The following is a 24,727-nucleotide window of genomic DNA, read 5'->3' on the forward strand; positions in this document are numbered from 1 at the left end:
ATGTACATCATATTGGAACAAATCGTCCAGAATAATATCTACCGATGCGAAGCAAGACCTACTTTGCCTCGTTTTTTATAGGAGAAGAGCATGATGTCTGAGCAACAGGTACGTCCGAAGGTGTTGCTGTTCGATGTGAACGAGACGTTGCTGGACATCGGCCCCCTGGCCACGGATATCAATGCGGTATTGGGAGACAAGCTTGCCGCAAAACTGTGGTTTGCGTCGATGCTTCAGCACTCAATGGTCATGACAGTGAGCCAACAACATGCAGCGTTGCCCGACATTGGCGCAGCCGTATTGCAGATGCTGGCCAAGAACGCGAACACTGAACTAAGCAGTGCAGACGCCAAGAAGATGCTGGAGCCGATGCGCAGATTGCCGCCGCATCCAGATGTCAGGGAAGGTTTGGAGCGGTTGAAAAAAGCAGGGTACCGGCTTGCGACGCTTACGAATTCGTCGCAGTCCGGCGTGAAAGAGCAGATCGGTAACTCGGGGCTGACTGCGTATTTCGAGCAGCTTCTCAGTGTGGAAAGCGTCGAGAAATACAAGCCGAGTATGGCGGTGTACGAGTGGGCCGCATCGCAAATGCAAGTGGAGATGGGGCAGTGCATGCTCGTCGCAGCGCACGGTTGGGATGTGGCCGGCGCAAAGTGGGCAGGTATGCGGACCGCGTTCATTGCGCGTGCCGGGCAACAGCTTTTTCCACTAGCGCCATTGCCTGATTACCAGGCTGCCGATATGAAGGCCTTGGCAGAACAGCTAGGCGGGTGAGTGGGCGGGAATGAAAACGGCATTCATCGGTCGCCTTGGTGAGCAGCTTTTTCCATTAGCGCCACCACCTGATTTACAGGTCGCGGATTTACTCGCGTTGGCTGCAGAACTGGGCGCCTAAGTTCTTTGAAGGTATGTAGCTTCCCCTGCCACAAAGGCTTGCGGAGGAAGGCGGCGTCAGATTTCTCCGCAATCGAACGCCCTCTCCTCGACTGTATCGGCGGCGGATAGAGTCCACGGGAATCCCCCAAATGCCGATTGCTTTCGCTTGGGCTACTCTTTCCAGGGCATGATACTCAGGAGGCGCCTCCCGTAGGGCGACTGCCCAGCCACTTTGAAGCATCTACGCACTTAGGTCTTCGCCATTCAAGCTGCAACTGGCAACGAGGCTGCCGTCTGAATTTGTGCCCCACGGTGTGCAATGAACAAAATCCTCTGAAATTTTGAATTCCAGGACGATTGATGCCCGCGGTCCGCAAAGAACTGGACGGACAAAGGTATAGCAGCTCTCGGAAGTCGGAGGAACGTAGATGCTGTAGAGGTGGATTATGTTGCCGGCGACCTTCAGCGAACTATCCTGCTGAACAAAAGCAAAGCTCGAAATGTCGGATTGCGAGATCGCTGGTTGCGATATGCCTATCGCAACCAAGCTTCCGGCCATCACAGTGAGCGCCTGCTTCCGTAGGAATATTTCGTACCACATGTCAGCATAAAAAGCCGAGCTGGGACTTTAAGCCATTGATGGGTCTTGCGAATCAATCTTCATCGTCATCATCGTGATGGTGACGTCTATGCCAATGATGTCCCCAGCGGTCGCCATAGTAAACGGGTTGTGCAGGTGCCACATAGTAGCCCGGCTGTTGGACAACCGTGGGCGGTTGCACATATACCGGGGCGGGTTGTACGTAGACGGGAGCAGGTTGTACATAGAACGCGGCGGGCGCTTGAGCCACCGGCACTCGCACTTGGTCGACGACAGTGCGGCAGCGCTGGACTGAGCGATATCCGGGGCCACCGCTGTTCGCGATTTGGTCGCCGACCAACGCACCGGTCACAGCACCAACCGCCGTCGCGACCGCGCGTCCATTTCCACCACCAACTTGGTTGCCCAGGATGCCACCAGCTAGTCCACCGAGAACTACGCCGCCATAGCCCTGACCGGCGCTCTGAACAGGAACCTGCTCGTTCCAGCATTCCTGGCGCGGACGCTCGACGATACGATATTCGGTCGCGGAGGCTGCGACAGGCAGGGCGAGAACTGCTAGCACACTCAACGTCCGGATTAACATGGCAGTTCCTTTGGGATTAGAAGTTCCGCTTGACGACTTCATTACCGACATATCCGCCGCCGACTGCACCCGCAATGGTGGCCAGAGTCTTGCCGTTGCCTCCGCCTACTTGACTGCCGAGCAGACCGCCGACAACAGCGCCAACACCAATCCCAACCGGGCTATTGCTTGCAGCAGGAGCAGAGCGCTGATAGACCGGGGCAGGGACATACCGGGGCGTGGAATCATATTGGGCATACTGTGCAGCGTGGGTGTGCCGCGGTGCCGTCGCATGCTGCACATACTGGTCATGGACAACGGTCTTGTGCTCGACGACTTCCCGGACTACGACCGGTACGCTTTGCTGCTGTTGTGTTTGTGCTGGCATCACTCCGTATTGTTGCGTCGGAACATTCACTACTCCAGCCTGCTGTGTCGCTATAGGCGCGTTTCCAGGAACGGTGCCATGCGAGCTTGGAACCAAGCCCGTAATTGCAGCGACGCCAACGAGGCTTACCAGCATGACGGAAGCCGCAGCGCCGGCTACGAGCGGATGAATACGGTGCGCTGGCTGGTTAATTTCCATGTTTTGCTCCAAAGGCAGGTTCGGTTGGGTTAGTTCAAGAATAGACACTGCTCTGCCACATTGGTACTCGGAAACCTGTTTCACCGGTAACGGGTTGTAAATGGTGCCACAGCGGAATAGGAAAGACATCCCGCTGCCAGTGAGGGAGCCGTTCGTGAATCCGGGAGCAGGTTTGATGGGGTTACCATAAATTCGCGACGCCGATGCCTGTAAAACCTCACCTCGAGGCACCCTCCTAGTTCCTTTAAGCTCTCACCATCTACAGGCCAGTAGTTCGGGGCTAGGTCGGTCCGCCAGGGGCAGCCAGAGTATGCGTGGAGGAACCCACCCTTTGCGTTTTGAGGATAGGCGTCTAAACGAAGTTGAGCCATAATTTGCTGCGGTGCGCTGTAGGCATTTGCGTCATTGGCAAATAGCGCGAGTTCCCGAAAAGCTCGTTCTTCGTGCACCCCTTTGTTGCGACGCAACAAATTGGTAAAGTACTGCTTCGGCGGTTTAATTAAGATGGCAAGCTGCGCTGACATCGCAAAATGACAGCAAGGGCATGCAATGAATCGCTTGGAAATCGCAAAGTTGGGTGTGTCGTCAGATGCAGAAGCAGTTGAGGCATTGGGCACGACTTCACCACCTTCCGACGATTCACGGGAGTTGCTCAGCATTTTGGAGCCTATCATTGCATGCCAGTTGCTTCTTTTAGCGTTGGTCGCCATCATCATTCAGCAATACAGTTAATAAAAAAACTTGCTTGCAGCTCGGCAGCCCAGCGCAATGCGTGGTCTGTAATGCGCGGTCGCTACCTGCAAATAGCGGCTAAGCTTTTCTAACCACGCAATCACTCACACCGCCACCGGTGCCTCGTCGACGGCAAGTTGCGCCGTCAACGCATAGCTTGTTTCCGTTACGGACGCAGTACCCGCTTGCTGCGTAGCGGCGGCATCGACCGCCGAAGTCAGCCTCTGGAGGTGGTCAGCATCACGTGTGACCTCCGCATGTCGATGAGCGGGTGGCGGTGCTGTTCCACCAGCTACGCTACCGGCAGTTCAAGAGCTTTTATCTTTCCTATGCGGTACGCTTTCTGCGCGCCGAGTTTCCCGGGCTGCCCAGTTATCACCGCTGCGTGGAGCTCATGCCGCGTTGCGTGGTGCCGCTAAGCGCTCTATTTGCGCAGCTCAAAGGCCGTTGCACCGGCATCACCATTGTTGATTCCAGTCCCCTTGCCGTGTGCGACAACTTACGCATTGCCCGGCATCGCGTCTTTATCAAGGTTGCAGCGCGAGGCAAGAGTTCAACAGGATGGTTTTATGGATTCAAGCTCCATGTAGCCATCAATCACCATGGCGAGCTGTTGAGCATCAAGCTCACCCCAGGCAACGTCGATGACCGCAAGCCGGTAGCGTTTCTGTGTCGAGGGCTATTTGGCAAAGTCTATGCGGATAAGGGCTATGTCGCTCGATGGTTGGTTGACCTACTGCGTGCCCGTCAGTTGGAGCTGATCACTAAAGTCCGCAAAAACATGAAACCGGTCCAGCACGCGCCTTTCGATCAAGCGTTACTCAAACGACGGTCCTTAATTGAAACTGTCTTCGATGAGTTGAAAAACCTCTGCCAGGTCGAGCACACGCGGCATCGTTCGCATGCCAACTTCATCGTCAATTTGATGAGTGGTATCGTCGCTTACTGCTTCATGCCGAATAAACCGCGGCTCCCTGTCATTTCCTCTGCTCCAGTTTGCCCGTAATCCGTTATCCCGAACTCAGGTTAATTTAGGGTGACGCTTATCCTATCTTTGAACGCGTTTCGCATCAGCAACTCGTCATGCTTGGCAAATGGGCAAATACAGGTCAGGAAGTCGCGGATTCGGGCGAGGTGAGCGCGGACATGACGGACGTATTTTCTACTGGTGCTGTCTGGATCAGCTGATAGCCGTAGCCGTAGATCATCGCCAGCCGATAACCATGCGCGGGCACGAGTTGCAGCTTGGTGCGCACTCGAGACATATGGGTATCCAGCGTCCGCGACTGCTGCCCCGGTTCGCTTCGCCACACCTCCTCCATGAGAAACGCCCGGGATAACGGCCGGCCGAGATGGCGAAACAGAAGCAGCGCCAGATCAAATTCGTTGTTTGTCACAGTGATCGGCTCGCCTGCGCGCGTGATGCGTTTGCGGCGCGTCTCGAACATGAAATCGCCAAAATGCAGCCGTTCTACTTCTATCGACGACGGATAGGCCTGACGCAAGAGCACGCGAAGCCTCAGGACCAGATCCGTTCGGCGTATCGGTTTGAGCGCGTAGCTACCGGCGCCGGCGGCAAGCGTGGCGACGAGCGCTTCTTCATCACCCCCACGGAAAAGACAAAAGATCGGCACGGTGGCGGGAAGGCTGTCCCGCAGCATCCGCACTAGGCCCGGCATGTCTCGTTCGTTCTGCCACTGCACGATGACCAGATGAAAAGGCTCACGCCGATGCTTATCCAGCACCTCACTGATCGCCGTAACCGGCACACAGTCAAACGCCACCTCGGCCAGGATCTGACAGACCTCGGCGGCCCGGCTGGCGTTATCGTGAAGCAATGCGGTTTTCATAATAGAAGGCATGGCACCGACTGAGCCGAATGGCTGTGGCAGCCAGTTGCCATTGTTTCCCCAAGTTATTTATATTGATTTTCGTCAATAGTCCCACAGTTGCGCCGCGGATACACGAATTATTTCCGGCCTGTTGCGTGTTTGCGAAACCATTGCGGCGCGGGCGAAAAAAAACCGGCCCACTGGCCGGTATGCTCGACCGTCGAGCGCCTGATGCGCATTGCATCCGGTGTGCTGTCTAGCCGTCGTTGTATTTCTTCAAGCACTGGTTCGTGCTCCCATCGAGTCACGCGGCGTTGTTTGCTGGGCGTGCACTTTTTCTTCAGTACGCAACTCTCGCAATTCGAACTCCAATAGCGGTGGAAGGTCATGCCATGTTCGATCGTGGCCATGCGATGGATGAGGTGATCTCCGGTTGGGCAGCGGTATTCGTCCTTATGCGCATCATAGATAAAATCATTTCGGCCATACCGGCCTTCCGCCTTGGCGCTCGACGTCGCTGCCTTCGGCACAATGGCTGCGATTGAGGCCGGCTGAAAAACGTGGATGCCAACGTTTCGTAAAATTGAGGAACGGAGGCAAAGATGAATCGGATACCGAGAGCACGGTACACAAAAGAAGTACGGGAAGAGGCAGTGAATCTCGCGAGAGCGGTCGGGGTATCGGAAGCATCCCGGCGGCTGTCAATTCCACTCAAGACACTAGCGAACTGGATGCGAATTGCGAATGCGGGCAAGCTGCAGGAGTTCGGCAAGCACGAACCTGCGGCCAGTGAAGTGGAATTGGAGCTGATGCGCCTGAAGCGCGAGCTGGCCGAAGTGAAAATGGAGCGCGATTTATTAAAAAATTTGCGGCCTACTTCGCGAAGGAGTCGCGGTGAAGTACCAGGCCATGGAGGGACTGCGACATCAGTATCCGCTGCCACCAATGTGCCGGTTACTGGGCGTGTCGACCAGTGGCTATTACGCTTGGCACGGTCGGAAACCATCGCGTCGCGCGCAACAGGAACCACGCCTGGAAGTGGAAATCCGCGCTGCCCACCGACGCACGAGAGAGACGTGCGGGCCAGAGCGCTTGCAGAAGGACCTGGCAGAACATGGCGTGGAAGTCGGTTTGCATCGCATTCGTCGCTTGCGCAAGAAGCTGGGGCTGCGCTGCAAGCAAAAGCGCAAGTTCAAGGCTACAACCGATTCGAAACACGATCTGCCGATTGCGCCGAACCTGCTCGATCAACGGTTCACCGCCGATGCGCCAGACCGGGTATGGACAGGCGATCTGACCTACATTGCCACCGATGAGGGCTGGTTGTACTTGGCCGGGTTAAAGGACTTGTATTCTGGCGAAATCGTCGGCTATGCGATGGGCGACCGAATGACGCGGCACCTGGTCATGCAGGCACTGTTCGGGGCGGTCTCGCTTCGCCGGCCTGCGCCAGGCCTGATCCAACATACCGACCGCGGCAGCCAGTATTGCTCACATGAGTATCGGGCACTGGTAGCGCAGTTCGGCATGCGCGCATCGATGAGCCGGCGTGGGAATTGTTACGATAACGCGCCGATTGAGAGCTTCTGGGGCACGCTGAAGAACGAGTTGATCCACCACCGGCGTTACGCGACACGGGAACAGGCCCGGCGCGAGATCGCTGAGTACATCGACCTGTTCTACAATCGACAGCGGCGCCAGGCACGGCTTGGTTACCTATCACCAGCCGCATTCATGCAGCGATACCTTCAACGGGGCGCTGTTTAATACCGCGTTGGCATACACGAATTCCGACTGACCTCAGTGACCGGTCCGATGGGTTGTTCGTGACTTCGTGATCGATGATCAGGTGATGCTTGGTTTCGACGCTAGCCTGCACGTTGTAGCCAACAGTGCCTGTGCCACGGGTCTTCATCGACCGGGCATCTGAGTCCGTCTGCGATAGCTGTCCATTCGGTGTCTTGTCGAGTTCCTGTCTGACTGTCTGCATTACCTGCAATTGCGCCTTCAGGGAAGCAATCTTTTCCTTCAGCCGTTCGGTGCGAAGCTGCGCAATCTCCGGCTCCTGCCGGTCGGCTGTATCCATCTCTGTCAGGTAGCGGGCAATGCTCTCTTCCAGGTCCTTCATCCGTCGCTGCAGTTTGGCTTGAGTGAAGTGCTTATCGCGATTGTTCACTGCTTTGAACTTGCTGCCATCAATGGCTATCGTCGAATCCGTCAGCAAGTCGAGCTTACGGCATAGGAGGATGAATTCCCGGCAGGTGTTGCGGATGGCCGGTCCGTTGTCCTTGCGGAAGTTGGCAATGGTCTTGAAGTCGGGCGTAAGGCGGCCGATCAGCCACATCAGTTTAACGTTGCGCTGCGCCTCACGCTCAAGTCGCCGGCTGGATTGGATGCGATTGAGATAGCCATAAATGTAGAGTTTGAGCAGAACGGCAGGATGATACGCAGGTCGGCCAGTCTTTGCCGGAGTAATGCCTTCGAAACCAAGGGTGGCAAGATGAAGGCCTTCAACAAACGCGTCCACCACACGCACTGGATTGTCATCGGTAAGGTAATCGTCGAGGCATTCGGGAAAAAAGGTGATCTGGCTTCGCTCTTCCTGTTCCACGAACCGTTTCATAGCCTATCCCGAGACGCGTTTCCAATACCTCTATTAAACGGCAACACACCTTGCAGCGCGATTAAAAAGATCAAACCCTTGTAAACAAGCTCGAAAGAGGTGTTTTGACACGGTCTGGGCCGAATTAGGTCTAACACTGAATCTTACTCAAGCGTTATTCCTGAAGGTCAGTCGGATGCAAACGCCGAGCTGTGCTTCCCTGGAATCAGCGAAGAACCAAAAAATGCCGTATCGATCTTAGATTACGGCAAGCCAGGCCGGCCTAGCGGCCCCTCAAGAAAGCCAATAATTCAGCGCAACCCTGGCATATGCGAATTGGACGCGGGCAGTGTCGATACTCTTTTTCACGGAACGCTGGACACGGCAAAGTAGCTCAGCGCCTTAAAGCTTATTTCGATCGGGCGCCACGCCAAGGCAAACCGGGGACGGCGCGATGCCGTCCCACCGTGCCTCAAGAATTTAGCGCTGCCAGGACATCCGCCGCCTTGAACGGCACCGTGCGAAGCCGCACGCCGATTGCGTCGTAGACCGCGCCGGCCACCGCGGACGGCACCACCGAGCAAGCTGGCTCTCCTGCGCCCCATGCCGGCTTGTCGGGCTGGTTGAGCAAGACCACGTCGATCTTCGGGACTTCCGGAAAGCGCAACAGCTTGTAGGATGCCCAGTCCAGGCTGGTGATCGCAGAGCGGCTGAAACCCAGTTCCTCATGCAGTGTGCGCGACAGCGTCTGCACAACTTGTCCTTCGATCTGGTTGACTACGCCATCCGGATTCACCACCAGGCCGCAGTCGTGTGCAATCGTGAACTTCGCGAGCCGGATAGCGCCAGTCTTGCGGTTGACCTCAACATCCGCGATCGCTGCCACATAGGTGCGGTCGCCATCGTAGCGAACATAAGCGACGCCCCTGCCGGTCGCAATGTCGCCGACCGCCTTGTGCTGCGAACCCGGCGCACGCGACTGCCATCCGGCCTTGGCCGCGGCGGCTTTGAGCACCGCGATGCCACGTGCATCGTCGAGGTGCCTCAAGCGCAGTTCGATTGGATCGATGCCCGCCAGCGCCGCCATTTCATCGATGAAGGACTCATTGGCGAAGGTGTTCTGCAAGCGTCCCGGTCCACGCAGCCAAGACGCGCGGAAGAACGTGGTCTTGGTCTTGTTGACGACCGCACTCACGTTCGGCACGACATAGGTCGGCGCCGCATTCTTTTCAACGCTACCGGGATTGCTCAATTCCTCGATTATCGTCGAGCCGCGCAGCAGTTCATCCGCCAGCAGCGGCACGTCCGCGGACGGATTGATGCGGTAAGGTTCCCAGGTCTCATGGCGCCATGCGACGATCCTGCCCTGGCTGTCGATGGCACCCGTGAGTTCGTTCACCACCGGCGGGCCCTTTGGATCCCAGCCATGCTCGTCATGGCGCATCCATTGAACGCGGATGGGAACGCCGAGCTCCATTGCTAGCAGCGCCGCATCGGCAGTGGCGTCTTCATGACCATTGCGGCCGTAGCAACCCGCGCCTTCCGCATAGATCAGACGCACCCGGTCCACGGGTAGCTTCAGCATCGCCGCAATCTGCTTGCGGGTCAGGTGCGGTCCCTGGGTAGCGGACCACAACGTCATGCGTCCTTCCTTGTACTCTGCGATGGCGCAGGACGGGCCGATGGAGCCATGAGTCTGCGCCGGCCAAGCGTAACGCGCCTTCAGAGTTTGGGCGCCCGGCGCTGCGAGGCCCTGCTCGATATTGCCAGTGGCGGCCATGACCGACTTGTCTACCACTTCCAGCGCGCGCAGCGCATCGTAGACCTTGGCCTGCTCCGGCAGGCCGCTCCAGTCGGACCATTGGACTTTCAGTTGGCGCGCCGCCTTCACCGCGGTCCATTCCTTCCTGGCCACGACAGCAAGGAAATTCCCCTTGCGCAGGACGCGCACGTCCTTCAGGTCCCCGATCGACGCTTCATCGACCGATATCAGCCTTGCGCCGAGCGCCGCCGGGCGAATCACCCGGGCATGCAGCATGCCGGGCACGCGTATGTCGTGCATATAGGTGGATTCGCCGGTCACCTTGCCCGGGATGTCTTCGCGGCGGATGGACTCGCCCACCACGGTGTACTGACGCGGATTCTTCAGCGCGACTTTCGTGTCGAGAGGAAGCTCCAGGATTCGGTCATGCAGCAGCGTGGCATACGGAAGAGACTTTGCCGGAGCACCGGTGGCGAATGCCCGTCCATCCTTCACGCCGATCTGTTCCACCGGCACGCCGAATTCCGAGGCTGCCCTCCTTTTCAACGCCTCGCGTGCAGTGGCGCCAGCCTGGCGGAGCGTGACGCCAGCGACCTGGATGGAAAGCGAACCGAAGGTCACGCCTTGATCCACGGTCAGCGCAGTGTCTCCCTGAACCATGGTGATCTGGTCAAAGGGAACTTCCATTTCCTCTGCGACGATCTGGGCCAGCGCTGTCATGTTGCCGGTGCCGAGGTCGACCTTGCCGGTATAGACCGTGACCCGGCCGTCTGCATGCAGCGCGAGGTAGGCATCGAGTCCCTTGGGATCAAGCGATTTGGCCTGCCCCGCGGCACCGGGCGCCGCGACGGTCATTGCCAACGCGGGGCTCGTCAGCGTGAAACTGACTACCAGTGCGGACCCCGCCTGCAGGAAGCGGCGGCGAGACAGCTGAACGTCCTTGTCGAACTTCATGCCATCTCCTTCGCAGCGCGCAACACGGCCTTGACGATGCGCACATGCGTTCCGCAGCGGCACAGGTTGTTTGACAGTTCCTGTTTGACTTGCTCTTCGCTCGGGTTCGGATTCTTGCGCAGGAGAGATTCGGCTTGCATGAGCATGCCGTTGATGCAATAGCCGCATTGCGCGGCCTGTTCATCGATGAATGCTTGCTGGAGAGGATGCGGCTTTGCGCTCGAACCCAAGCCTTCGAGCGTGGTGATCTTGTGGCCTGCGGCGGCGAAAGCGGGATAGACGCATGAACGCACCGCCTCGCCATCGATGTGCACGGTGCAGGCGCCGCATTGGCCGAGGCCGCAGCCGAAGCGCGGTCCTTTTAGTTCAAGCTCGTCGCGCAGCACATACAGGAGCGGCGTATCCGAATCTGCTTCCAGTTCCCTCTCATTCCCATTCACCATCAACTTCAGTTTCATTGTGTCGCCCCTCCGAACCGGGATAAAAATTGAATTGAAATTTTTTGCGGCGATTCTAACTCACTGCTGCGTCGCTGTCCCGTAAGGTGGAACGCCGTCGCATAGTGCAGAACGCCATGATCAACAGGGTGAGGCGCATGCACGCCGGTCCTTATTGGGAACATTTCATCAGCATGCAGTTTTGCCGCTCTGATCTTGTTGCAGTTAACTCTGCCGGAATAAGGCGGTTCGCATGAGTGGAAGCGGGAAGCACGATCGCTCAGGCAGTGAATGAGTGCTGGCTTTGGGGTGAACGCGAAGGTTCGACCCAAAGCCGTCCATCAAATTTGCATTGCATGCGTCCGCTATGCAATCGAAAGCTGCACTCCGGACGGAATCGCACAAAAAACGCCGCGGCGCATATAGTCGCCGCGGCGTTTCCGGGACCGGCTCTTGTGGAGCCGAATAGATTAATTACGCCTGCTTCTTGCGGCGGGACATACCTAGACCCAGCAGGCCTAGGCCGATCAGCGCAACGCTTGCCGGTTCCGGTACAGCGGTGCCGCCGAAGATCACGTCCATCGAACCATTGACGGTTTGCGTGCCGGTCAGCGGGATGTTGTTGAACTGGCCGGACTGAAACGACACGTTGTAGAACGGGTTCGGCGAGGTGAAGAACTGGCTGCCTTGCGAGGTCAGGCTGAAGCTGGTGGAAGAGCCGAAGCTGCCGCAGTTGATGCCGTTGCTGCTGCCGCAGGTCGACAGCGACGGATCCAGTGTGCCCTGGCCAGAGGTCGGCATGCCGGTGCCGATCAGATAGTCGTCGCCACTGTTGGCGCGCGTCCATGCGGACGAGCCGTTGGACGGCTGGCCGAAGGTCGTGTTCGTGTTCGGATCGATGTACACCGACAGCGCACCGCCCGGAGTGAAGTTGAAAGTCGTCTTGCCGCCGGTAGTGGTGAAGGTGCCGCTGCCGGTGTACAGCGCATACAGGCCATACTGCTGCGATACTACCGAGCCGGACTGGCCCAGCTGCGACGCGACCGGGGACGAGCCGTTGTTGGCTACGAACTGGCCGGCATTCCACAACAGCGAGACGTTGAAGGTGTTGTTCGCGCCGAAGGAAATGACCTCGGTGTAGTTGCCGGTGACTTTGTCGGCGGTGAAGGTGTTCGCGGCCGCGCCGGCGACCGAACCCTCGTTGACGGTGAAGTCGGGGAACGTCTGCGCCATGGCGCCCGAGCTTGCCAGCGCCAGTGCGCCGGTTACAGCCGCGGTCATCAGGGTCTTTTGGATCAGCTTCTTCATACTACCTCCAGAATTTTGGTTGCTTTGCATGCACAGTTGCCGGGGTTAGCCGGCGTATCAGCAGCACGTTGCGAGAATGCAAAATGTTACGCGATGCAAACGTTATGCAAACGCTATGCCATGCGGACAAACCTGATTTAAACCAAGCAACTAGCATCGATGAAACAATGCACAAAGTAAATTGTGTAAATTGCTCCGACACATCTTCAGCGCAAGGAATTTACATTTGCTTACGAAAGCTCGCTGGAATGCGGTCGCCGGTTGACTGGATTAGCATTATCCCGAGCGAAAAGGGCGAGAAGGAGGAATGAAGGACGGCGCAACGAAGGGGCGCCGGTAGTAGCGCGCCAGCCGTAAGTTGCTGAGCCGCGGCCGGCCAATATCGGGGCCAAAAAAAAGCCCCCTCAAATTGAGGAGGCTTTGCGGTATTTGGTGCTGGTATTCCTGCCTACCGCCAGCTCCGGGGGACATCGAGAAACGGTTTAGTAATTATGTTTTTGTCTCACTCCAACCACTCCATGTGCGCGACATCATACACAACAGGAGTGGTTCGCAGAGCTTTTTTGCGTTGACGTGAATCAGGCAAACCAAAGATGCCTCCTATCGATCAGGCATGCAAGAACCTGGATCGCGGGACTTCCTAAGTGCGACGACCGGGATTCCGGCAACCGGTTTGCGGGGGTAGCTGATCTTCGCAGCACCGATCTCCGCGCCTTGTGCCAGCGGCGCCATCAGCTTGTCAGTCGCCACGACTTCGGTCTTTATCTTGTTGCGGGTCCCCTTTCTAACCAGCGGGCCGCCCTTTGTTCCAAGGACGACTTGGAAAGTCGAGACAGAGCCCAGCCAGTGGGAAAGTGCGGCCTTCACGAGATCTGGCTGTTCCAGAGGTGCCATATGCCCGCATTGCTCCAAGATGACCAGTTCCGACTCGGCAATTCCGGATGCCTTCTCCTGGCTGTAATCCGGCGGCGTGACCTTGTCTTCCCTACCGCATAAAACTAGGGTCTTGCAACGAATGTCCTTCAATAACGGGCGGCTGTCAGGGCGGCCTATCGCGGTGCGTCGTCGCCGCCTGAACGCTTCCGCGCCGACGTTTCGGGTCATCGAAATCAGCAGCTTGTTGAGCGCCATACCCTGCTCGGGAAGACATATTCGCCGAAAGTGAGATACGCGTTCTGATCCAAGTGGCAACCCTACTTCTTGAAAAACGCATATCGGCACGACCATCACCGTTTTTGCCTTTTTATAAAGTTTTGGAGTGAAATTGCGGTAGCATAAGTAACCTTGATCCACGGCAATAACAAAGTCATGAACCAGCCTTCCTCGTCCACATATCACAATGAATTCAATCCTGATCGTCTGCTTGATGCGCTGATCGAACGGATGAACCTGAAGAACGACGCGGCCCTATCCCGCGCGCTGGAAGTCACTCCACCCGTGATCAGCAAGATTCGGCATCGGCGCTTACCGGTTGGCGCATCCATTCTGATTCGCATGCATGAAGTATCGGGCCTGTCCGTTCGTGAATTGCGCGATCTAATGGGCGACCGGCGCCAGAAATTCCGTATCAGCGATATGCAAGGCAAACCTAAAAGTAGTGGCGAGGATAGTGGCGCGTAGTTTCGAGGAAACTACCGAATTAACCAATAGTCATAGGATCGCGCGTCAATTGCTAGGGGCGCTCATATAAGCTATCCTGAAGTCTCAAAGGAGACTTGCATGACCACCCGATCCCAAACAGCCAATCCAGCAGTCAAACGCTCAACGACATCGACGGCAGCTAAACGCGCAGCAACTCCTGCAGCCGGTAAGACGGTACGCAACCTGGCCCGGCTGAATCATATGAAGAATGTCGAAACCGGGCAGTTCATCAGCTGGTACAAGATGGGTTTCGTAGACAGAATCCGCACCATCCGATCAGGCGTTCCCGCGCAGCGCGTAGGAGAACTGTCGTCGGTCATGGACATGCCGAAGGAGGCATTGATGGACTCGCTGGGTCTGTCGCGCGCCACGGTCAACCGCAAGGTGCAGCGCAAGGAAATGCTGTCTCCCGAAGAATCCGAACGCGTCATGGGTATGCAGGCGCTGATCGGCCAAGTGCAAGCAATGATCGACGCGGATAGTGCGCCGGACTTCGATGCCGCAAAGTGGCTGGCGAGCTGGATAGCAGCTCCACTGCCGGCGTTAGGTGGCGCTACGCCCGCGAGCTTCATGGACACTGTTGAGGGCCAAAAGCACATTGGCAATTTGCTAGATATGGCCCAGAGCGGTGCTTACGCATGACTGTGGCGCTGTGGAGAATCGGGGTCACCACACCGAAGTATGTCGCCGACGATATGTCTGGTACGGGAGCGAAAAACACGGGTGGGCGCTGGAACCCGGTCGGCATAGCCGTTACGTACAGTTCCGAGAATATTGCGCTCACCGTGCTCGAAACGGTTGTGCACCTACGTAGCGGCGGTTTGCCGCTGAACCGCTACCTGGTGCGCATCGATGTGCCGGACGACGTGTGGAACGCGCGCCAGACGCTCAAGCCGCCGGTCGGTTGGGATGCGCTGCCGGCGGGAATGATTAGCGTGCAAGCCGGCGAAGCCTGGTTATTGAGTAAGTCATCCGCGCTGCTGGTGGTGCCGTCGGTCATCGTGCCAGAGGAAGCAAACGTGCTGATAAACCCGCTGCACCCGGACGCCTCGCGCATCGCAGCAAGCGCTTTGCGCAAGTGGCACTACGATCCTCGCCACTTCTGAGTGGCCTCCCGACGATGGACGGTCGCCCGTCAACCTGGGGGAAAGGTCAGTGCAAACTAGGAAGGGTGAGTGGAAGGTAGGATGGCGCCCAACAACAAACACCAGGCTACCGCCACAACTTGAATATTGGCAAGTACGTATATACCATAAGTAAGATTCTTGGCAAACCAATAATTACCATTGTTGGCGGTTCCATGAGGCTCAACAACGATGCGACCGTTTTATCCACCTCACCTTCAAAGAAGTCGGCTAACCCCGCAAATTGGACGGAGCAGACAATTCAGTGCAAGCGTTTCGGGGAATAGCCGGCCCGGTAGGGATCAATAGCATCGCTCGAGAGAACTGCATGGACGCGCTTGGAAAATTCCCGCAAGCGGGCATCGAATTCGCCCAGCGCCATCGACGGCTGCTTTTCCATCAGATCGCAAAGCTCTTCGCGCAGTGCATCCGTTGGGAGACGCTCCATAAAGTCGAGGATGAGCTTGATCTTACTTATCTGTTCCTCGGACTTGCCTTCAAAATTTAGCAATTCGAATCCGTCACGCTTCATCTCAATTTCCAAAAAGAAACAAATCTGAGGATAGCAGTTCCGGTTACGTAAAACTGTATTTCTCAACGAAATTGCAACAAGCATTGTGGTTATTTAATCGTGTACTGCGTCTGAGTCCGCGAAGCCTAAGATATGGCCGATATGGTTCTCTTTGGCATCAAGACAACGTCCGTATATGGACTCCTCCTCTTTTGCAAACAATCCGTTTATTAGCTTTGGGTACGACTGCTCACGTATATCCGGTCTCTGACTTCCACCCCTGTCGCAGGAGCTCGACCATAATGGGCTATTCGCGCGCCGGTTCCCTATCAGGCTGCTGAAATACTTCCCGCAGATGTCGGCCGAATAGAGATCCGAGCCGTTGATCTGGCACCACCCACACCTGTTGAGTTTTATGCGCGGCGCCGATACCTTCACCGAGAGCTTGTTCACGATGCGCCGGCTGGAAGACTTCATTCCCACCCATCATCCATTACGTCCGATTCGCCAGATGGCCAATACGGCACTTGTGAAGATGGAGGGCTTGCTCACTCGTATGTACGAGGCTGACGCCAAGGGTGGTCGACCCAGTATCGCACCCGAGAAACTGCTGCGCGCGATGCTATTGCAGGTGTTGTACAGCGTGCGCTCGGAGCGCCAGTTGATGGAGCAGGTGCACTACAACATGCTGTTTCGCTGGTTCGTTGGCTTATCCATGGACGATGCGGTATGGGTGCCGACCGTGTTCACGAAGAACCGCGAACGCTTGATCAAGCACGATGCCATCATTGCGTTCTTCAACGAGGTGGTGACCATGGCCGAGGAAAAAGGCTGGTTGTCGGGCGAACACTTCAGCGTGGACGGCACGCTGATTGGTGCCTGGGCTGGCCACAAGAGCTTCGTGCGCAAGGCGGACGATGACCACGGCAACGGCGACGGCGGCAACTTCAAGGGGGACACCCGCAGCAACCAGACCCACGAATCGAAGACGGATCCGGATGCGCGGCTGTATCGTAAGGGGAAAACTGCCAGCGAACTGCGTTTCATGGGCCATACGTTAAGCGACAACCGGCATGGCCTGATTGCCAGCGCCATGGTCACCCTGGCCGATGGCCATGCCGAACGCGAAGCGGCCAAGGTGATGATTCACGATGCGCGTCAGGTCGTCGGCGAGGACCGCGAGATCACGTTGGGCGCGGACAAGGGCTATGACGCCAGAGAATTTATCGACACGCTGCAAGCGATGAACGTGGTGCCCCATGTGGCGCAGAACACGTCAGGCCGACGCTCGGCGGTACCTGATGCGATTGCCGATAGTGATGGCTACGCCATCTCCCAGCAAAAGCGCAAGCTGATCGAACAGGGATTTGGCTGGGCCAAGACGGTCGGGCCGATTCGGCAGGTGATGGTGCGCGGCTTGAAGAAAGTCGATCAGTTGTTTGTGCTGACTATGGCCGCCTACAACCTGACCCGCATGCGCACCCTGGGACAACTCCGTGTGCAGGTGGCGTAAGGGGCCAATAGAACATAACAAGCGGCCTCAGATGCGCCAAAACAGCGGCAAAAGTACGGCGATTTCAGGGTGCGGGAACGACAAACCAGCAATTCGCCATTTCAAGCAAATGGCCATACTTGCGCCGCCAGTATTTCAGCAGCCTGCTATCGCTATCTCGGGCTTATAAGCCACAGACATTTTCGGGTTCTCCCAGCGCCGGTTCGACCTGTTAGCCATCAACGACTTGTCTTGCAATCGTGGCTGGACGTTACTCCTTGGTAAACATTTCTTGCCTATAGTTGAGGTGTTACTTGGCTAGGGCTGTAATCCGAGCCGTTCGTAATCATTGCCCAGGCGATGCGTGCGGTCTTGTTTGCCAATGCCACTGCAGCAATATTCTGGTGCCGTGTATTGGCAATGCGCATGACCCATTGGCTGAGCGGATCAGTCTTCGACCCGGCAGTTCGAATCATTGATCGCGCCCCGTGAACCAACAACATCCGTAGGTAAGCATCGCCGCGTTTGCTAATGCCAAGCAGGCGATCCTTACCACCCGAACTGCTCTGTCGCGGTGTCAGGCCGAGTGCGGCTGCCATCTGCCTGCCATTGGCAAATTGTTTTGCGTTGCCCACGGTGGCCACGATCGCCGTGGCAATGGTGGGGCCAACTCCACGCAGTTGCTGCAGTCGCTTGGCCACCGGATCCGTTTCGGCAATCAGCGCGATTTCGGCATCCAGTTCCTTGAGCCGGTCATCGAGTCCAAGCAGATCCTGCCAGAGACCCGTCAGCAACCGGCGAAACCGGCTGCTCAGTCCATTTGTCTGGTCTTCTAACCAATATGGGATAGCCGCCCGCAACTGGTTTAATTGTCGCGGCGCAGTTAAACCATATTCCAAACATAGGCCGCGAATTTGATTGCCTTTGGCAGTTCGCTGGCTTATCAATTCAGCCCGAATGCGGTGCACGGCCTGGATGTCTTGTTGCTCGACTGTTTTGACCGCTACAAACCGCATGCTCGGCCGGCTCATCGCTTCACAGATGGCTTCGGCGTCGTTGGCATCGTTCTTGTTGCTCTTGACGTAAGGTTTGACGAACTGCGGCGCAACCAGCTTGACGGTATAGCCACGAGCCTGCAACTGGCGAGCCCAGTAGTGGGCACCACCACAGGCTTCCATGCCAACTTCACAGCCTGGTTCAATTCGCTCTAACAGTGCCTTTAGCCAGTCGCCCCGGCTAAGCTTTTTGCGCCAGACAGGCTTCTCGGTGCGATCAACACCGTGGACTTGAAAGACATTTTTTGCCAAATCGACTCCAACGCGAATAAGCTTCATGGTGGACTCCTTCTTTTACGACTGGTGTGTGGAAACTCCAGGGCACCTCGAATAACACATGATTTCGGCGTCATCAGCGAGCCAGGCGTTTAAATGTGCCCAGCAACGCGCGAGCGTGGTCGTTTCCCGACCTCCTTATCAGGTGGTGATCCCGTTTTCGGCGATCCAGACGGACCTCGGGCGTCAGAATGCCTCGACCCCGGCCTCCTTGAGATAGACGAGACGCTGCAAGTTGTAAGCAGCGACCTTCCAGTTCAGGTGCAACCTTGCCCGTGCCAGCCCAATGGAGCGCAGCGTCTTGCCGCCCATCTGTGCCAAGCCCGCAAACACGTGCTCGATGCGCGCACGGGTCTTGGCAATGCGATGATTGCGCCGCTGCTGGGCCTCAGAGATCGGCTTGTCCTTGCTGCCTTTGCGCTGGATGTGCAGGCGCCAGCCCTGCTGGCTCAGTCGCGCTTCGCGCTCGCCATCGACATAGCCCTTGTCGGCCAGAATGTCCCGGCTCGTGTTGGCGGGGTCGAGCACGTCTTCGAAATGCATGGTGTCGTGTTCGCTTGCCGTGCTCACCTTGAGCTTGCGCACCAGCTTGTAGCGCTTGTCGGCATTGGCCGACACCTTGTAGCCGAAGTAGGACTTCCCGTGTTTCTTGGTCCAGCGCGCCTCCATATCCTTCTGGCGCCGTTTGGCCGGCTTCCAGTCAGCCGGCATCGCCCCTTCGCTGACGATGGCTTTCTCTTCCTTGCTCAGCGATTGCTTGGGCGCCTGCACGATGCTCGCGTCGATCATCTGGCCGCCGCGCGCAATGTAGCCGTGCCGGGCCAGCTGGCGATTAACAGCATCGAACACGCTCTCGCTGGCGCCGGCCTGGATCAAGCGCTCCTTGAAGCTCCAGATCGTCGTGCGGTCCGGGATCTGGCTGCTGGCGCGTAATCCGACGAAGCGCTGGAAAATCAAACGGTCGAGCAGCTGGAATTCCATCTGCTCATCGCTCAAGTTGAAGAGCTGCTGGATCAACAGTACGCGCACCATCAGTTCGGTTGGGAATGGCGGACGGCCGCCGCGCTCGCGGCTGGGGCGCGGTGCCGCACGGTCAACCTCCGCAGCAAGGGCGGCAAAGTCGACATGCTGCTCCATCACCTGCAGCGCATCTCCAAGCTGGTTGAGCTTGGCTTCGCGCTCCTGGTCGGCAAACAGACTGGTCTTGATCATGAAAATTTATGTCAGGCTCGAGGCGTCCATATCATGCCAGACCCACCGGGGTTTTTCGAGGTGCCCACAAGTGTTACGCTTGGGACTTATTTGTCTACAATTTATACAAGATTTTATTTTAAAAACATCATCCGCTTGCTTTAGGTCGCTCAGTCGGGCGATCGCCCCATGATATATGGAGCGCAAGAGGGCAACACGATAGGTGGACAATATCCGCTCGCACCCGCAGAGCGCGTTCCAACGATCATTGGCATCTGTATACGGCCGCATTTTTAAAGGAAAGATACTTGGTGTCACAACCGAGGCGGGGCGCATACGGACCTAATGACAAGATGCCTCGCAATCATGAGTAACGCTCGTTACCAAAAACCCTCACTATTGTTCGAATATTGTTCGAAGTTGGCGGGCGGTGGGGAAGAGGGACATTGTCGGTGCCAAAATTTTTTGCCATATCCCATGACCTCATGATATTGCGCCATAGTGTTCCGCAAAGCACATCGGTGAGTAAGACGGCTCTTTGTTATTGCCAAAACTGGCAGCACAATAGATGCGCGAGCATTCTAGGCCTCTGGAGGGCGGCTGTTTCGGGATCGAGTGTCCGCTACTTCGTTGCACGTCCCTCCGGTTCTGATAGCGCCCTGTATATCTCAGTTGATGACGAAAGCTCACTAAGTCATTAAATCAAATCGGTTGTGTATGTTAACGTCTGGTCAAATAATCCATTTCGAAGGTTCAAGGAAGTTCATTGATCAAGCTTTCGAAATGCCCGATTACTTTGATATTGGAGACGTGTGATGACCAAGCGCTATCAACTATTTATTAATAACGAGTGGGTAGATCCACAGTCCGGAGAGTGGTTTTCGTCTCTCGACCCATTTTCTGGTGAGGCTTGGGCGGAGGTACCTCTCGCCAACGAAAACGATGTAGATCAGGCAGTTCAGGCAGCCTCAGCCGCGATGGACGGCGCCTGGGGGAAAATGTCGGCCACTGATCGCAGCATGCTTCTCCACAAATTAGGCGCATTAATTGAAGCTCACGCGGACGAGTTGGCAGACGTCGAAAGCCGTGACAACGGTAAGCTCAAGAGCGAAGTCACTGGCCAGGTTCGCTACACTGCAAAATATTTTTATTACTACGCTGGCCTTGCAGATAAGATCCAAGGCTCTGTGATTCCGATCGACAAGCCTAAAGTGTTTAACTACACGCGGTACGAGCCCGTAGGTGTAGTCGGGACGATCACGCCTTGGAACTCTTCGCTATTACTTACGGCATGGAAAGTCGCCCCGGCACTGGCCGCAGGGAACACCATTGTTGCTAAACCATCTGAGCACACCCCTGTATCGCTGCTAGTGTTGGCAGATCTCTTCGTCAAGGCAGGTTTCCCTCCTGGCGTGTTCAACGTCGTCACCGGATTTGGCAAAGGCTGCGGTGAGGCGATTGTTACCCATCCCTTGGTAAAGGTCGTCGCATTCACCGGAGGCGACGAGGGGGGACGTAAAGTCAACGAATTGGCCGCCAAACATCTCAAGCGAGTGACGCTTGAACTCGGCGGTAAGTCCCCGAACATCGTATTCGATGATGCCGACTTAACGCGTGCTGCAAACGGCGTCATAACTGGCATCTTTTCCGCCGGCGGCCAGACTTGTATGGCAGGTTCGCGCCTCTTGGTCCAAGAGAGCGTCCATGATGAGTTCGTAGAGCGCTTAATCAGTATTACCAGCAAAGCAAAGCTCGGCGACCCGAAACTTCCCGACGTGCAAGTTGGCCCTGTGGCCACCAAGCCGCAGTTTGATAAGGTCGTCAGCTATGTCAACGTCGCAAAGGCGGAAGGTGCGACCTGTGCGTTTGGCGGTAATGTGCGTACGGGGCTTGGATTTGGAGCCGGTCAATTCGTAGAGCCGACGATCTTTACTGATGTACGCAACGATATGCGCATCGCCCAGGAGGAAGTATTCGGTCCGGTTCTTTCAGTCTTAAGGTTCAAAGACGAAGACGACGCACTACGCATTGCCAACGACATCCGGTTCGGGCTTGCTGCTGGCGTCTGGACCAAGAGCCTTCACCGGGCAATGTACATGTCTGAGCGCCTGAAGGCTGGCACTGTGTGGATCAACAACTACCGTTCGACCAGCTTTACCACTCCATTCGGCGGATACAAGGATAGTGGGCTAGGCCGCGAAGGTGGTGTTGAAGCCGTCAAGGAGTTCCTTGAGGTGAAGAGCGTCTGGGTATCGACCGATCTCGACATGCCCGATCCGTTTATCCGTAAATACTAATTCCATAGCGGAGTGCCGGCAGGCGCATGCCAACGCATGCGCCACTTCCTTCAGCAGACAAAGAAAGGCATTCAGTATGAGCAGCCTCACCGGGCAGTATTTCGATGTGATCGTGATCGGCAGTGGCATCTCAGGGCTATCCTCGGCAGTCTCGGCCAACAGCGCTGGTGCCAGAGTTCTTGTACTTGAACGTGCGCAAGAAGCGGAATTCGGCGGGAATACCCGCTGGACCGAGTCATATTTTCGTATGAAAAACGAGAACGAAGTCAGTGATGATTTCGAAGAACTACTCGTTTCGAATGCTGGACACCATATTGATCCCAATGTCGTGCGGCACATGTCGGCCTCGTATGAGACTTGGCCCTCGTATGTCAAGTCTCATGGGATGCCTGATCCGGAGCTGGTGTCTACACTGTCCTCACAAGCAGGTCCAACAGTGAATTGGCTAAAAAGCTTCGGAATTTGCTTTGACGCATTGCCCACTTACTTCGTAACTGCCGCAGCACCACGGATCATGCCCGTTGGTGGCGGACTCGCGATGATTGAGGCACTGCGCGATCACGCGGTGAAGCAAGGTGTTATTTTCATGTATGAGACTACCGCGCTTCAGTTCACCCGTGACGATGGCAGCGGGCGTCTCGGTGTGCTCGTATCCGATTGCACAGGCAAGACATTGAATCTTCACGCGAAGGCCGTCATCATCGCGTCCGGCGGCTTTGAAGGGAATCCCGAGATGATGACCCAGTATCTCGGCAGCACTGCCAAGTTCGTGCGTCCCGTTGCGCGTGGTGGCTACTACAACAAAGGTGAAGGCATCCGCATGGCGTTGGCCGCAGGCGCCGCTCCGGCCGGGGATTTCAATTCCTATCATGCGGAACCACTTGACCCACGCTCACCGCAGCCTGAAGCGCTGGTGATGAATTTTTCGTACGGCATTCTCGTGAATCGTCATGGAAAACGCTTCTGCGATGAAGCGCCCGGTCCGGTCGACGTCCACTACGATCATATCTCGCGTGATATTAGCGGGCAGCCCGATGGCATCGCTTACGTGATCTACGACCAGAAGATAGATGACGTTCCCAACTGGAAGCGAAGCATCCGCACCGATCAGCCACCGATGAAAGCCGACAGCATCGAACAATTGGCGCGTGAATGTGGTATTCCTCCTGCAGCATTGGCTCGCACTGTCACTGAGTTCAACAAGGCATGTCCGGTAGGAGCGTTCAATCCCCTAAAGGTGGACAATCTTGCCACAGAAGGCATAGAGCCTCAGAAGTCAAACTGGTCACGTCCGATAGAAAACGGGCCATTTTTTGCCTATCCAATCATGTCAGGCGTTTGCTTCACCTATGGCGGTGTCAAAACGAACTGCAATGCGCAGGTGATGGATAGCGATGGGAAGCCTATCCCCGGCCTTTATGCCGTAGGTGAGGCGGCTGGACTCTATTACCAAGTATATACGGGGGCCACTTCGGTCCTGCGTGGGGCTGTGTTTGGCAAGATTGCCGGTGCCCACGCTGCGGGACTAGGCAGCCTGTAAGGGCCAAAAACCAGCGAATAGAAGACGTATTTTTTCCCGATTAAAAACATATGGGGCGCGGTAGAGGTTCGTCGGTCCCAACATTAAGGAGACTGAAGTGAAATTCTCAAAAAAAGGCTGTATCGCGGTAGCCGTAGGCAGCATCGCATTTGCGCACACGTTCGCTTTCGCACAGTCTCAGGCTCAGACGAAAATTTCAGACGACGTCGTGCGTATCGGTGTCCTGACCGACATGAGCGGTTTGTATTCCGACTTTGCGGGCAAAGGCGCGGTCGAAGCAGTCAAAATGGCAGTGGAAGATTTTGGTGGCAAAGTTCTCGGAAAGCCAATCGAGGTAATCTTCGCCGACCACCAGATGAAGGCAGACAATGCAGCCAGCATCGCCCGCTCGTGGATCGATGAAAAGCATGTCGACATGCTCACGGACAATACGGGTTCCGCTACCGCTTTGGCCACCTTGCGCATCGCTAAGGAAAAAAAGCGTATTGCGATCGTTACCGGTGCGGGCACGTCACGCGTAACCAATGAAGACTGCACTCCATATAGCGTTCACTACAATCACAACACCGAGGCGATGTCGAATGTCGCGGGCAAGTATATTGTCAAGCAAGGTGGTGACACTTGGTATTTCCTGACCGCAGATTACGCTTTCGGGCATTCGTTGCAGCAGGATGCGACCAAAGTGATTCAAGCGAACGGTGGCAAAGTCCTTGGCGCAGTAAAGCATCCATTGAACGCGTCCGACTTCTCTTCGTTTCTTCTGCAGGCGCAATCCAGCGGAGCGAAGATCATCGGACTAGCGAACGCCGGCGGAGATACGATCAACTCAATCAAGGCGGCTCGAGAGTTCGGCCTGCTGAACTCGGGCAAGCAGAAACTTGCTGGTCTACTGATGTTCATCACCGATGTTCATTCCCTGGGCCTTGAAACAGCTCAAGGCCTGTACCTGACCGAGGCGTTTTACTGGAATACCAATGACGAAACCAGAAAATGGTCAGAACGCTATCTCAAGAAAACGGGAAAGATGCCAGCGTCTATCCAGGCGGCGGACTATTCTTCGACGATTCACTACTTGAAGGCTGTCGAAGCTGCCGGGACGGATGATTCCGATGCTGTCATCAAGAAAATGAAGGAGATGCCAATCAACGACTTCTATGCCAAGAACGGAAAAATCCGTGAAGATGGCCTTATGGTTCACGACTTCTACCTCATGGAAGTAAAAAAGCCGTCTGAGTCTAATCGTCCTTGGGATTATTACAACATCAAGGCGGTGGTTCCTGGAACGGAAGTCTATCCTCCGCTATCGGCGAGCACTTGTCCCTTGGTAAAAAAATAAGGTGGAGGG

The 24,727-nt window shown here is 56.2% G+C and carries 19 protein-coding genes and 3 pseudogenes; 10 read left to right on the top strand and 12 right to left on the bottom strand.

The features are described from left to right. The first annotated feature begins 90 nt into the window (after nt 1–90). Complete coding sequence (locus JJB74_RS21865; protein ID WP_234484623.1) at nt 91–774, top strand: haloacid dehalogenase type II; 684 nt, start codon at nt 91–93, stop codon at nt 772–774. A 755-nt stretch (nt 775–1,529) separates the two neighbouring features. Here JJB74_RS21865 and JJB74_RS33365 read toward each other — a convergent pair. Further along, on the bottom strand, nt 1,530–2,063 hold the full coding sequence (locus JJB74_RS33365) for a glycine zipper 2TM domain-containing protein (protein ID WP_234484642.1): 534 nt from the start codon (nt 2,061–2,063) through the stop codon (nt 1,530–1,532). Nucleotides 2,064–2,079: 16 nt separating this feature from the next. Then, entirely contained in the window at nt 2,080–2,628 is a 549-nt protein-coding gene (locus JJB74_RS21875; RefSeq protein ID WP_200595437.1) for a glycine zipper 2TM domain-containing protein, read from the bottom strand. A 1,003-nt stretch (nt 2,629–3,631) separates the two neighbouring features. On the opposite strand from JJB74_RS21875, the pseudogene JJB74_RS21885 reads away from it, so the two are divergent. Further along, nucleotides 3,632–4,366 (top strand): annotated as a pseudogene (locus JJB74_RS21885) (IS982 family transposase); the annotation flags it as partial. 103 nt (nt 4,367–4,469) lie between these two features. On the opposite strand, the gene JJB74_RS21890 reads toward JJB74_RS21885, so the two are convergent. Together JJB74_RS21890 and JJB74_RS21895 are read right to left on the bottom strand one after the other, a co-directional pair. Continuing rightward, a complete protein-coding gene (locus JJB74_RS21890; RefSeq protein WP_200595443.1) occupies nt 4,470–5,210 on the bottom strand; it encodes a response regulator transcription factor in 741 nt (246 codons plus the stop codon). Nucleotides 5,211–5,401: 191 nt separating this feature from the next. Next, nucleotides 5,402–5,740 (bottom strand): annotated as a pseudogene (locus JJB74_RS21895) (transposase); the annotation flags it as partial. 54 nt (nt 5,741–5,794) lie between these two features. Between JJB74_RS21895 and JJB74_RS21900 the strand changes: the two are divergent. Then, nucleotides 5,795–6,959, top strand: a protein-coding gene (locus JJB74_RS21900; protein ID WP_200595447.1) for an IS3 family transposase whose coding sequence is annotated in 2 segments (ribosomal slippage) — nt 5,795–6,066 and nt 6,065–6,959 — 1,167 coding nt in all. Because the reading frame shifts where the segments join, the coding sequence is not laid out codon by codon here. A 40-nt stretch (nt 6,960–6,999) separates the two neighbouring features. On the opposite strand, the pseudogene JJB74_RS21905 reads toward JJB74_RS21900, so the two are convergent. The 5 genes and pseudogenes from JJB74_RS21905 to JJB74_RS21925 all read right to left on the bottom strand — a co-directional run. Beyond that, a pseudogene (locus tag JJB74_RS21905) lies at nt 7,000–7,815 on the bottom strand (transposase); the annotation flags it as partial. A 451-nt stretch (nt 7,816–8,266) separates the two neighbouring features. Then, nucleotides 8,267–10,510, bottom strand: a complete 2,244-nt coding sequence (locus JJB74_RS21910) for a xanthine dehydrogenase family protein molybdopterin-binding subunit (protein WP_200595451.1) — start codon at nt 10,508–10,510, stop codon at nt 8,267–8,269. Next, on the bottom strand, nt 10,507–10,968 hold the full coding sequence (locus tag JJB74_RS21915; protein ID WP_234484665.1) for a (2Fe-2S)-binding protein: 462 nt from the start codon (nt 10,966–10,968) through the stop codon (nt 10,507–10,509). Before JJB74_RS21915 ends, JJB74_RS21910 begins: the two co-directional genes overlap by 4 nt. 453 nt (nt 10,969–11,421) lie before the next feature. Continuing rightward, on the bottom strand, nt 11,422–12,255 hold the full coding sequence (gene pepA / locus JJB74_RS21920) for a flocculation-associated PEP-CTERM protein PepA (protein ID WP_200595453.1): 834 nt from the start codon (nt 12,253–12,255) through the stop codon (nt 11,422–11,424). Between the two features lie 600 nt (nt 12,256–12,855). Further along, a complete protein-coding gene (locus JJB74_RS21925; RefSeq protein ID WP_200595455.1) occupies nt 12,856–13,386 on the bottom strand; it encodes an alpha/beta fold hydrolase in 531 nt (176 codons plus the stop codon). Nucleotides 13,387–13,563: 177 nt separating this feature from the next. On the opposite strand from JJB74_RS21925, the gene JJB74_RS21930 reads away from it, so the two are divergent. The 3 genes from JJB74_RS21930 to JJB74_RS21940 all read left to right on the top strand — a co-directional run bounded on the left by JJB74_RS21930 (nt 13,564) and on the right by JJB74_RS21940 (nt 15,002). Beyond that, nucleotides 13,564–13,875 carry a helix-turn-helix domain-containing protein gene (locus JJB74_RS21930; protein WP_200595457.1) on the top strand — a complete coding sequence of 104 codons (312 nt, stop codon included), beginning with the start codon at nt 13,564–13,566 and terminating at the stop codon, nt 13,873–13,875. A 99-nt stretch (nt 13,876–13,974) separates the two neighbouring features. Further along, the gene (locus tag JJB74_RS33370; protein ID WP_234484666.1) at nt 13,975–14,538 is read left to right on the top strand and encodes an antitoxin Xre-like helix-turn-helix domain-containing protein; all 564 of its coding nucleotides are present in this window, start codon (nt 13,975–13,977) and stop codon (nt 14,536–14,538) included. Then, the gene (locus tag JJB74_RS21940; RefSeq protein ID WP_200595459.1) at nt 14,535–15,002 is read left to right on the top strand and encodes an RES family NAD+ phosphorylase; all 468 of its coding nucleotides are present in this window, start codon (nt 14,535–14,537) and stop codon (nt 15,000–15,002) included. Before JJB74_RS33370 ends, JJB74_RS21940 begins: the two co-directional genes overlap by 4 nt. 280 nt (nt 15,003–15,282) lie before the next feature. Here JJB74_RS21940 and JJB74_RS21945 read toward each other — a convergent pair whose 3' ends face one another. After that, on the bottom strand, nt 15,283–15,552 hold the full coding sequence (locus JJB74_RS21945) for a hypothetical protein (protein WP_200595461.1): 270 nt from the start codon (nt 15,550–15,552) through the stop codon (nt 15,283–15,285). A gap of 394 nt (nt 15,553–15,946) precedes the next feature. Between JJB74_RS21945 and JJB74_RS21950 the strand changes: the two genes are divergently transcribed. Continuing rightward, complete coding sequence (locus JJB74_RS21950; RefSeq protein WP_200595463.1) at nt 15,947–17,044, top strand: IS5 family transposase; 1,098 nt, start codon at nt 15,947–15,949, stop codon at nt 17,042–17,044. A gap of 275 nt (nt 17,045–17,319) precedes the next feature. Here the strand turns inward: JJB74_RS21950 and JJB74_RS21955 are convergent, their stop codons facing one another. Further along, nucleotides 17,320–18,357 carry an IS110 family RNA-guided transposase gene (locus JJB74_RS21955; protein ID WP_200595465.1) on the bottom strand — a complete coding sequence of 346 codons (1,038 nt, stop codon included), beginning with the start codon at nt 18,355–18,357 and terminating at the stop codon, nt 17,320–17,322. Nucleotides 18,358–18,540: 183 nt separating this feature from the next. Next, nucleotides 18,541–19,566 (bottom strand): IS5 family transposase, encoded by a 1,026-nt coding sequence (locus tag JJB74_RS21960; RefSeq protein WP_200595467.1) that lies wholly within the window; start codon nt 19,564–19,566, stop codon nt 18,541–18,543. 794 nt (nt 19,567–20,360) lie between these two features. Here JJB74_RS21960 and JJB74_RS21965 point away from each other — a divergent pair. The 3 genes from JJB74_RS21965 (at nt 20,361) to JJB74_RS21975 (ending at nt 24,718) form a co-directional block, all read left to right on the top strand. Beyond that, nucleotides 20,361–21,842: an aldehyde dehydrogenase gene (locus tag JJB74_RS21965; RefSeq protein WP_200595469.1), complete on the top strand. Its 1,482-nt coding sequence runs from the start codon at nt 20,361–20,363 to the stop codon at nt 21,840–21,842. A 76-nt stretch (nt 21,843–21,918) separates the two neighbouring features. Next, nucleotides 21,919–23,382, top strand: coding sequence for an FAD-dependent oxidoreductase (locus JJB74_RS21970; RefSeq protein ID WP_200595471.1), 1,464 nt, complete (start codon nt 21,919–21,921; stop codon nt 23,380–23,382). Nucleotides 23,383–23,479: 97 nt separating this feature from the next. Further along, nucleotides 23,480–24,718 (top strand): ABC transporter substrate-binding protein, encoded by a 1,239-nt coding sequence (locus tag JJB74_RS21975; protein WP_407672401.1) that lies wholly within the window; start codon nt 23,480–23,482, stop codon nt 24,716–24,718. Nucleotides 24,719–24,727 lie beyond the last annotated feature (9 nt).

This window comes from Noviherbaspirillum pedocola, from assembly GCF_016632335.1.
Classification (GTDB): domain Bacteria; phylum Pseudomonadota; class Gammaproteobacteria; order Burkholderiales; family Burkholderiaceae_D; genus Noviherbaspirillum_A; species Noviherbaspirillum_A pedocola.

Excerpts from the sequence above, each read along its gene's own strand:
- JJB74_RS21865 (WP_234484623.1), top strand. The coding sequence starts at position 91 with ATGATGTCTGAGCAACAGGTACGTCCGAAGGTGTTGCTGTTCGATGTG.
- JJB74_RS33365 (WP_234484642.1), bottom strand. The coding sequence starts at position 2,063 with ATGTTAATCCGGACGTTGAGTGTGCTAGCAGTTCTCGCCCTGCCTGTC.
- JJB74_RS21875 (WP_200595437.1), bottom strand. The coding sequence starts at position 2,628 with ATGGAAATTAACCAGCCAGCGCACCGTATTCATCCGCTCGTAGCCGGC.
- JJB74_RS21890 (WP_200595443.1), bottom strand. The coding sequence starts at position 5,210 with ATGAAAACCGCATTGCTTCACGATAACGCCAGCCGGGCCGCCGAGGTC.
- JJB74_RS21910 (WP_200595451.1), bottom strand. The coding sequence starts at position 10,510 with ATGAAGTTCGACAAGGACGTTCAGCTGTCTCGCCGCCGCTTCCTGCAG.
- JJB74_RS21915 (WP_234484665.1), bottom strand. The coding sequence starts at position 10,968 with ATGAAACTGAAGTTGATGGTGAATGGGAATGAGAGGGAACTGGAAGCA.
- pepA (WP_200595453.1), bottom strand. The coding sequence starts at position 12,255 with ATGAAGAAGCTGATCCAAAAGACCCTGATGACCGCGGCTGTAACCGGC.
- JJB74_RS21925 (WP_200595455.1), bottom strand. The coding sequence starts at position 13,386 with ATGGCGCTCAACAAGCTGCTGATTTCGATGACCCGAAACGTCGGCGCG.
- JJB74_RS21930 (WP_200595457.1), top strand. The coding sequence starts at position 13,564 with ATGAACCAGCCTTCCTCGTCCACATATCACAATGAATTCAATCCTGAT.
- JJB74_RS33370 (WP_234484666.1), top strand. The coding sequence starts at position 13,975 with ATGACCACCCGATCCCAAACAGCCAATCCAGCAGTCAAACGCTCAACG.
- JJB74_RS21940 (WP_200595459.1), top strand. The coding sequence starts at position 14,535 with ATGACTGTGGCGCTGTGGAGAATCGGGGTCACCACACCGAAGTATGTC.
- JJB74_RS21945 (WP_200595461.1), bottom strand. The coding sequence starts at position 15,552 with ATGAAGCGTGACGGATTCGAATTGCTAAATTTTGAAGGCAAGTCCGAG.
- JJB74_RS21950 (WP_200595463.1), top strand. The coding sequence starts at position 15,947 with ATGCGCGGCGCCGATACCTTCACCGAGAGCTTGTTCACGATGCGCCGG.
- JJB74_RS21955 (WP_200595465.1), bottom strand. The coding sequence starts at position 18,357 with ATGAAGCTTATTCGCGTTGGAGTCGATTTGGCAAAAAATGTCTTTCAA.
- JJB74_RS21960 (WP_200595467.1), bottom strand. The coding sequence starts at position 19,566 with ATGATCAAGACCAGTCTGTTTGCCGACCAGGAGCGCGAAGCCAAGCTC.
- JJB74_RS21965 (WP_200595469.1), top strand. The coding sequence starts at position 20,361 with ATGACCAAGCGCTATCAACTATTTATTAATAACGAGTGGGTAGATCCA.
- JJB74_RS21970 (WP_200595471.1), top strand. The coding sequence starts at position 21,919 with ATGAGCAGCCTCACCGGGCAGTATTTCGATGTGATCGTGATCGGCAGT.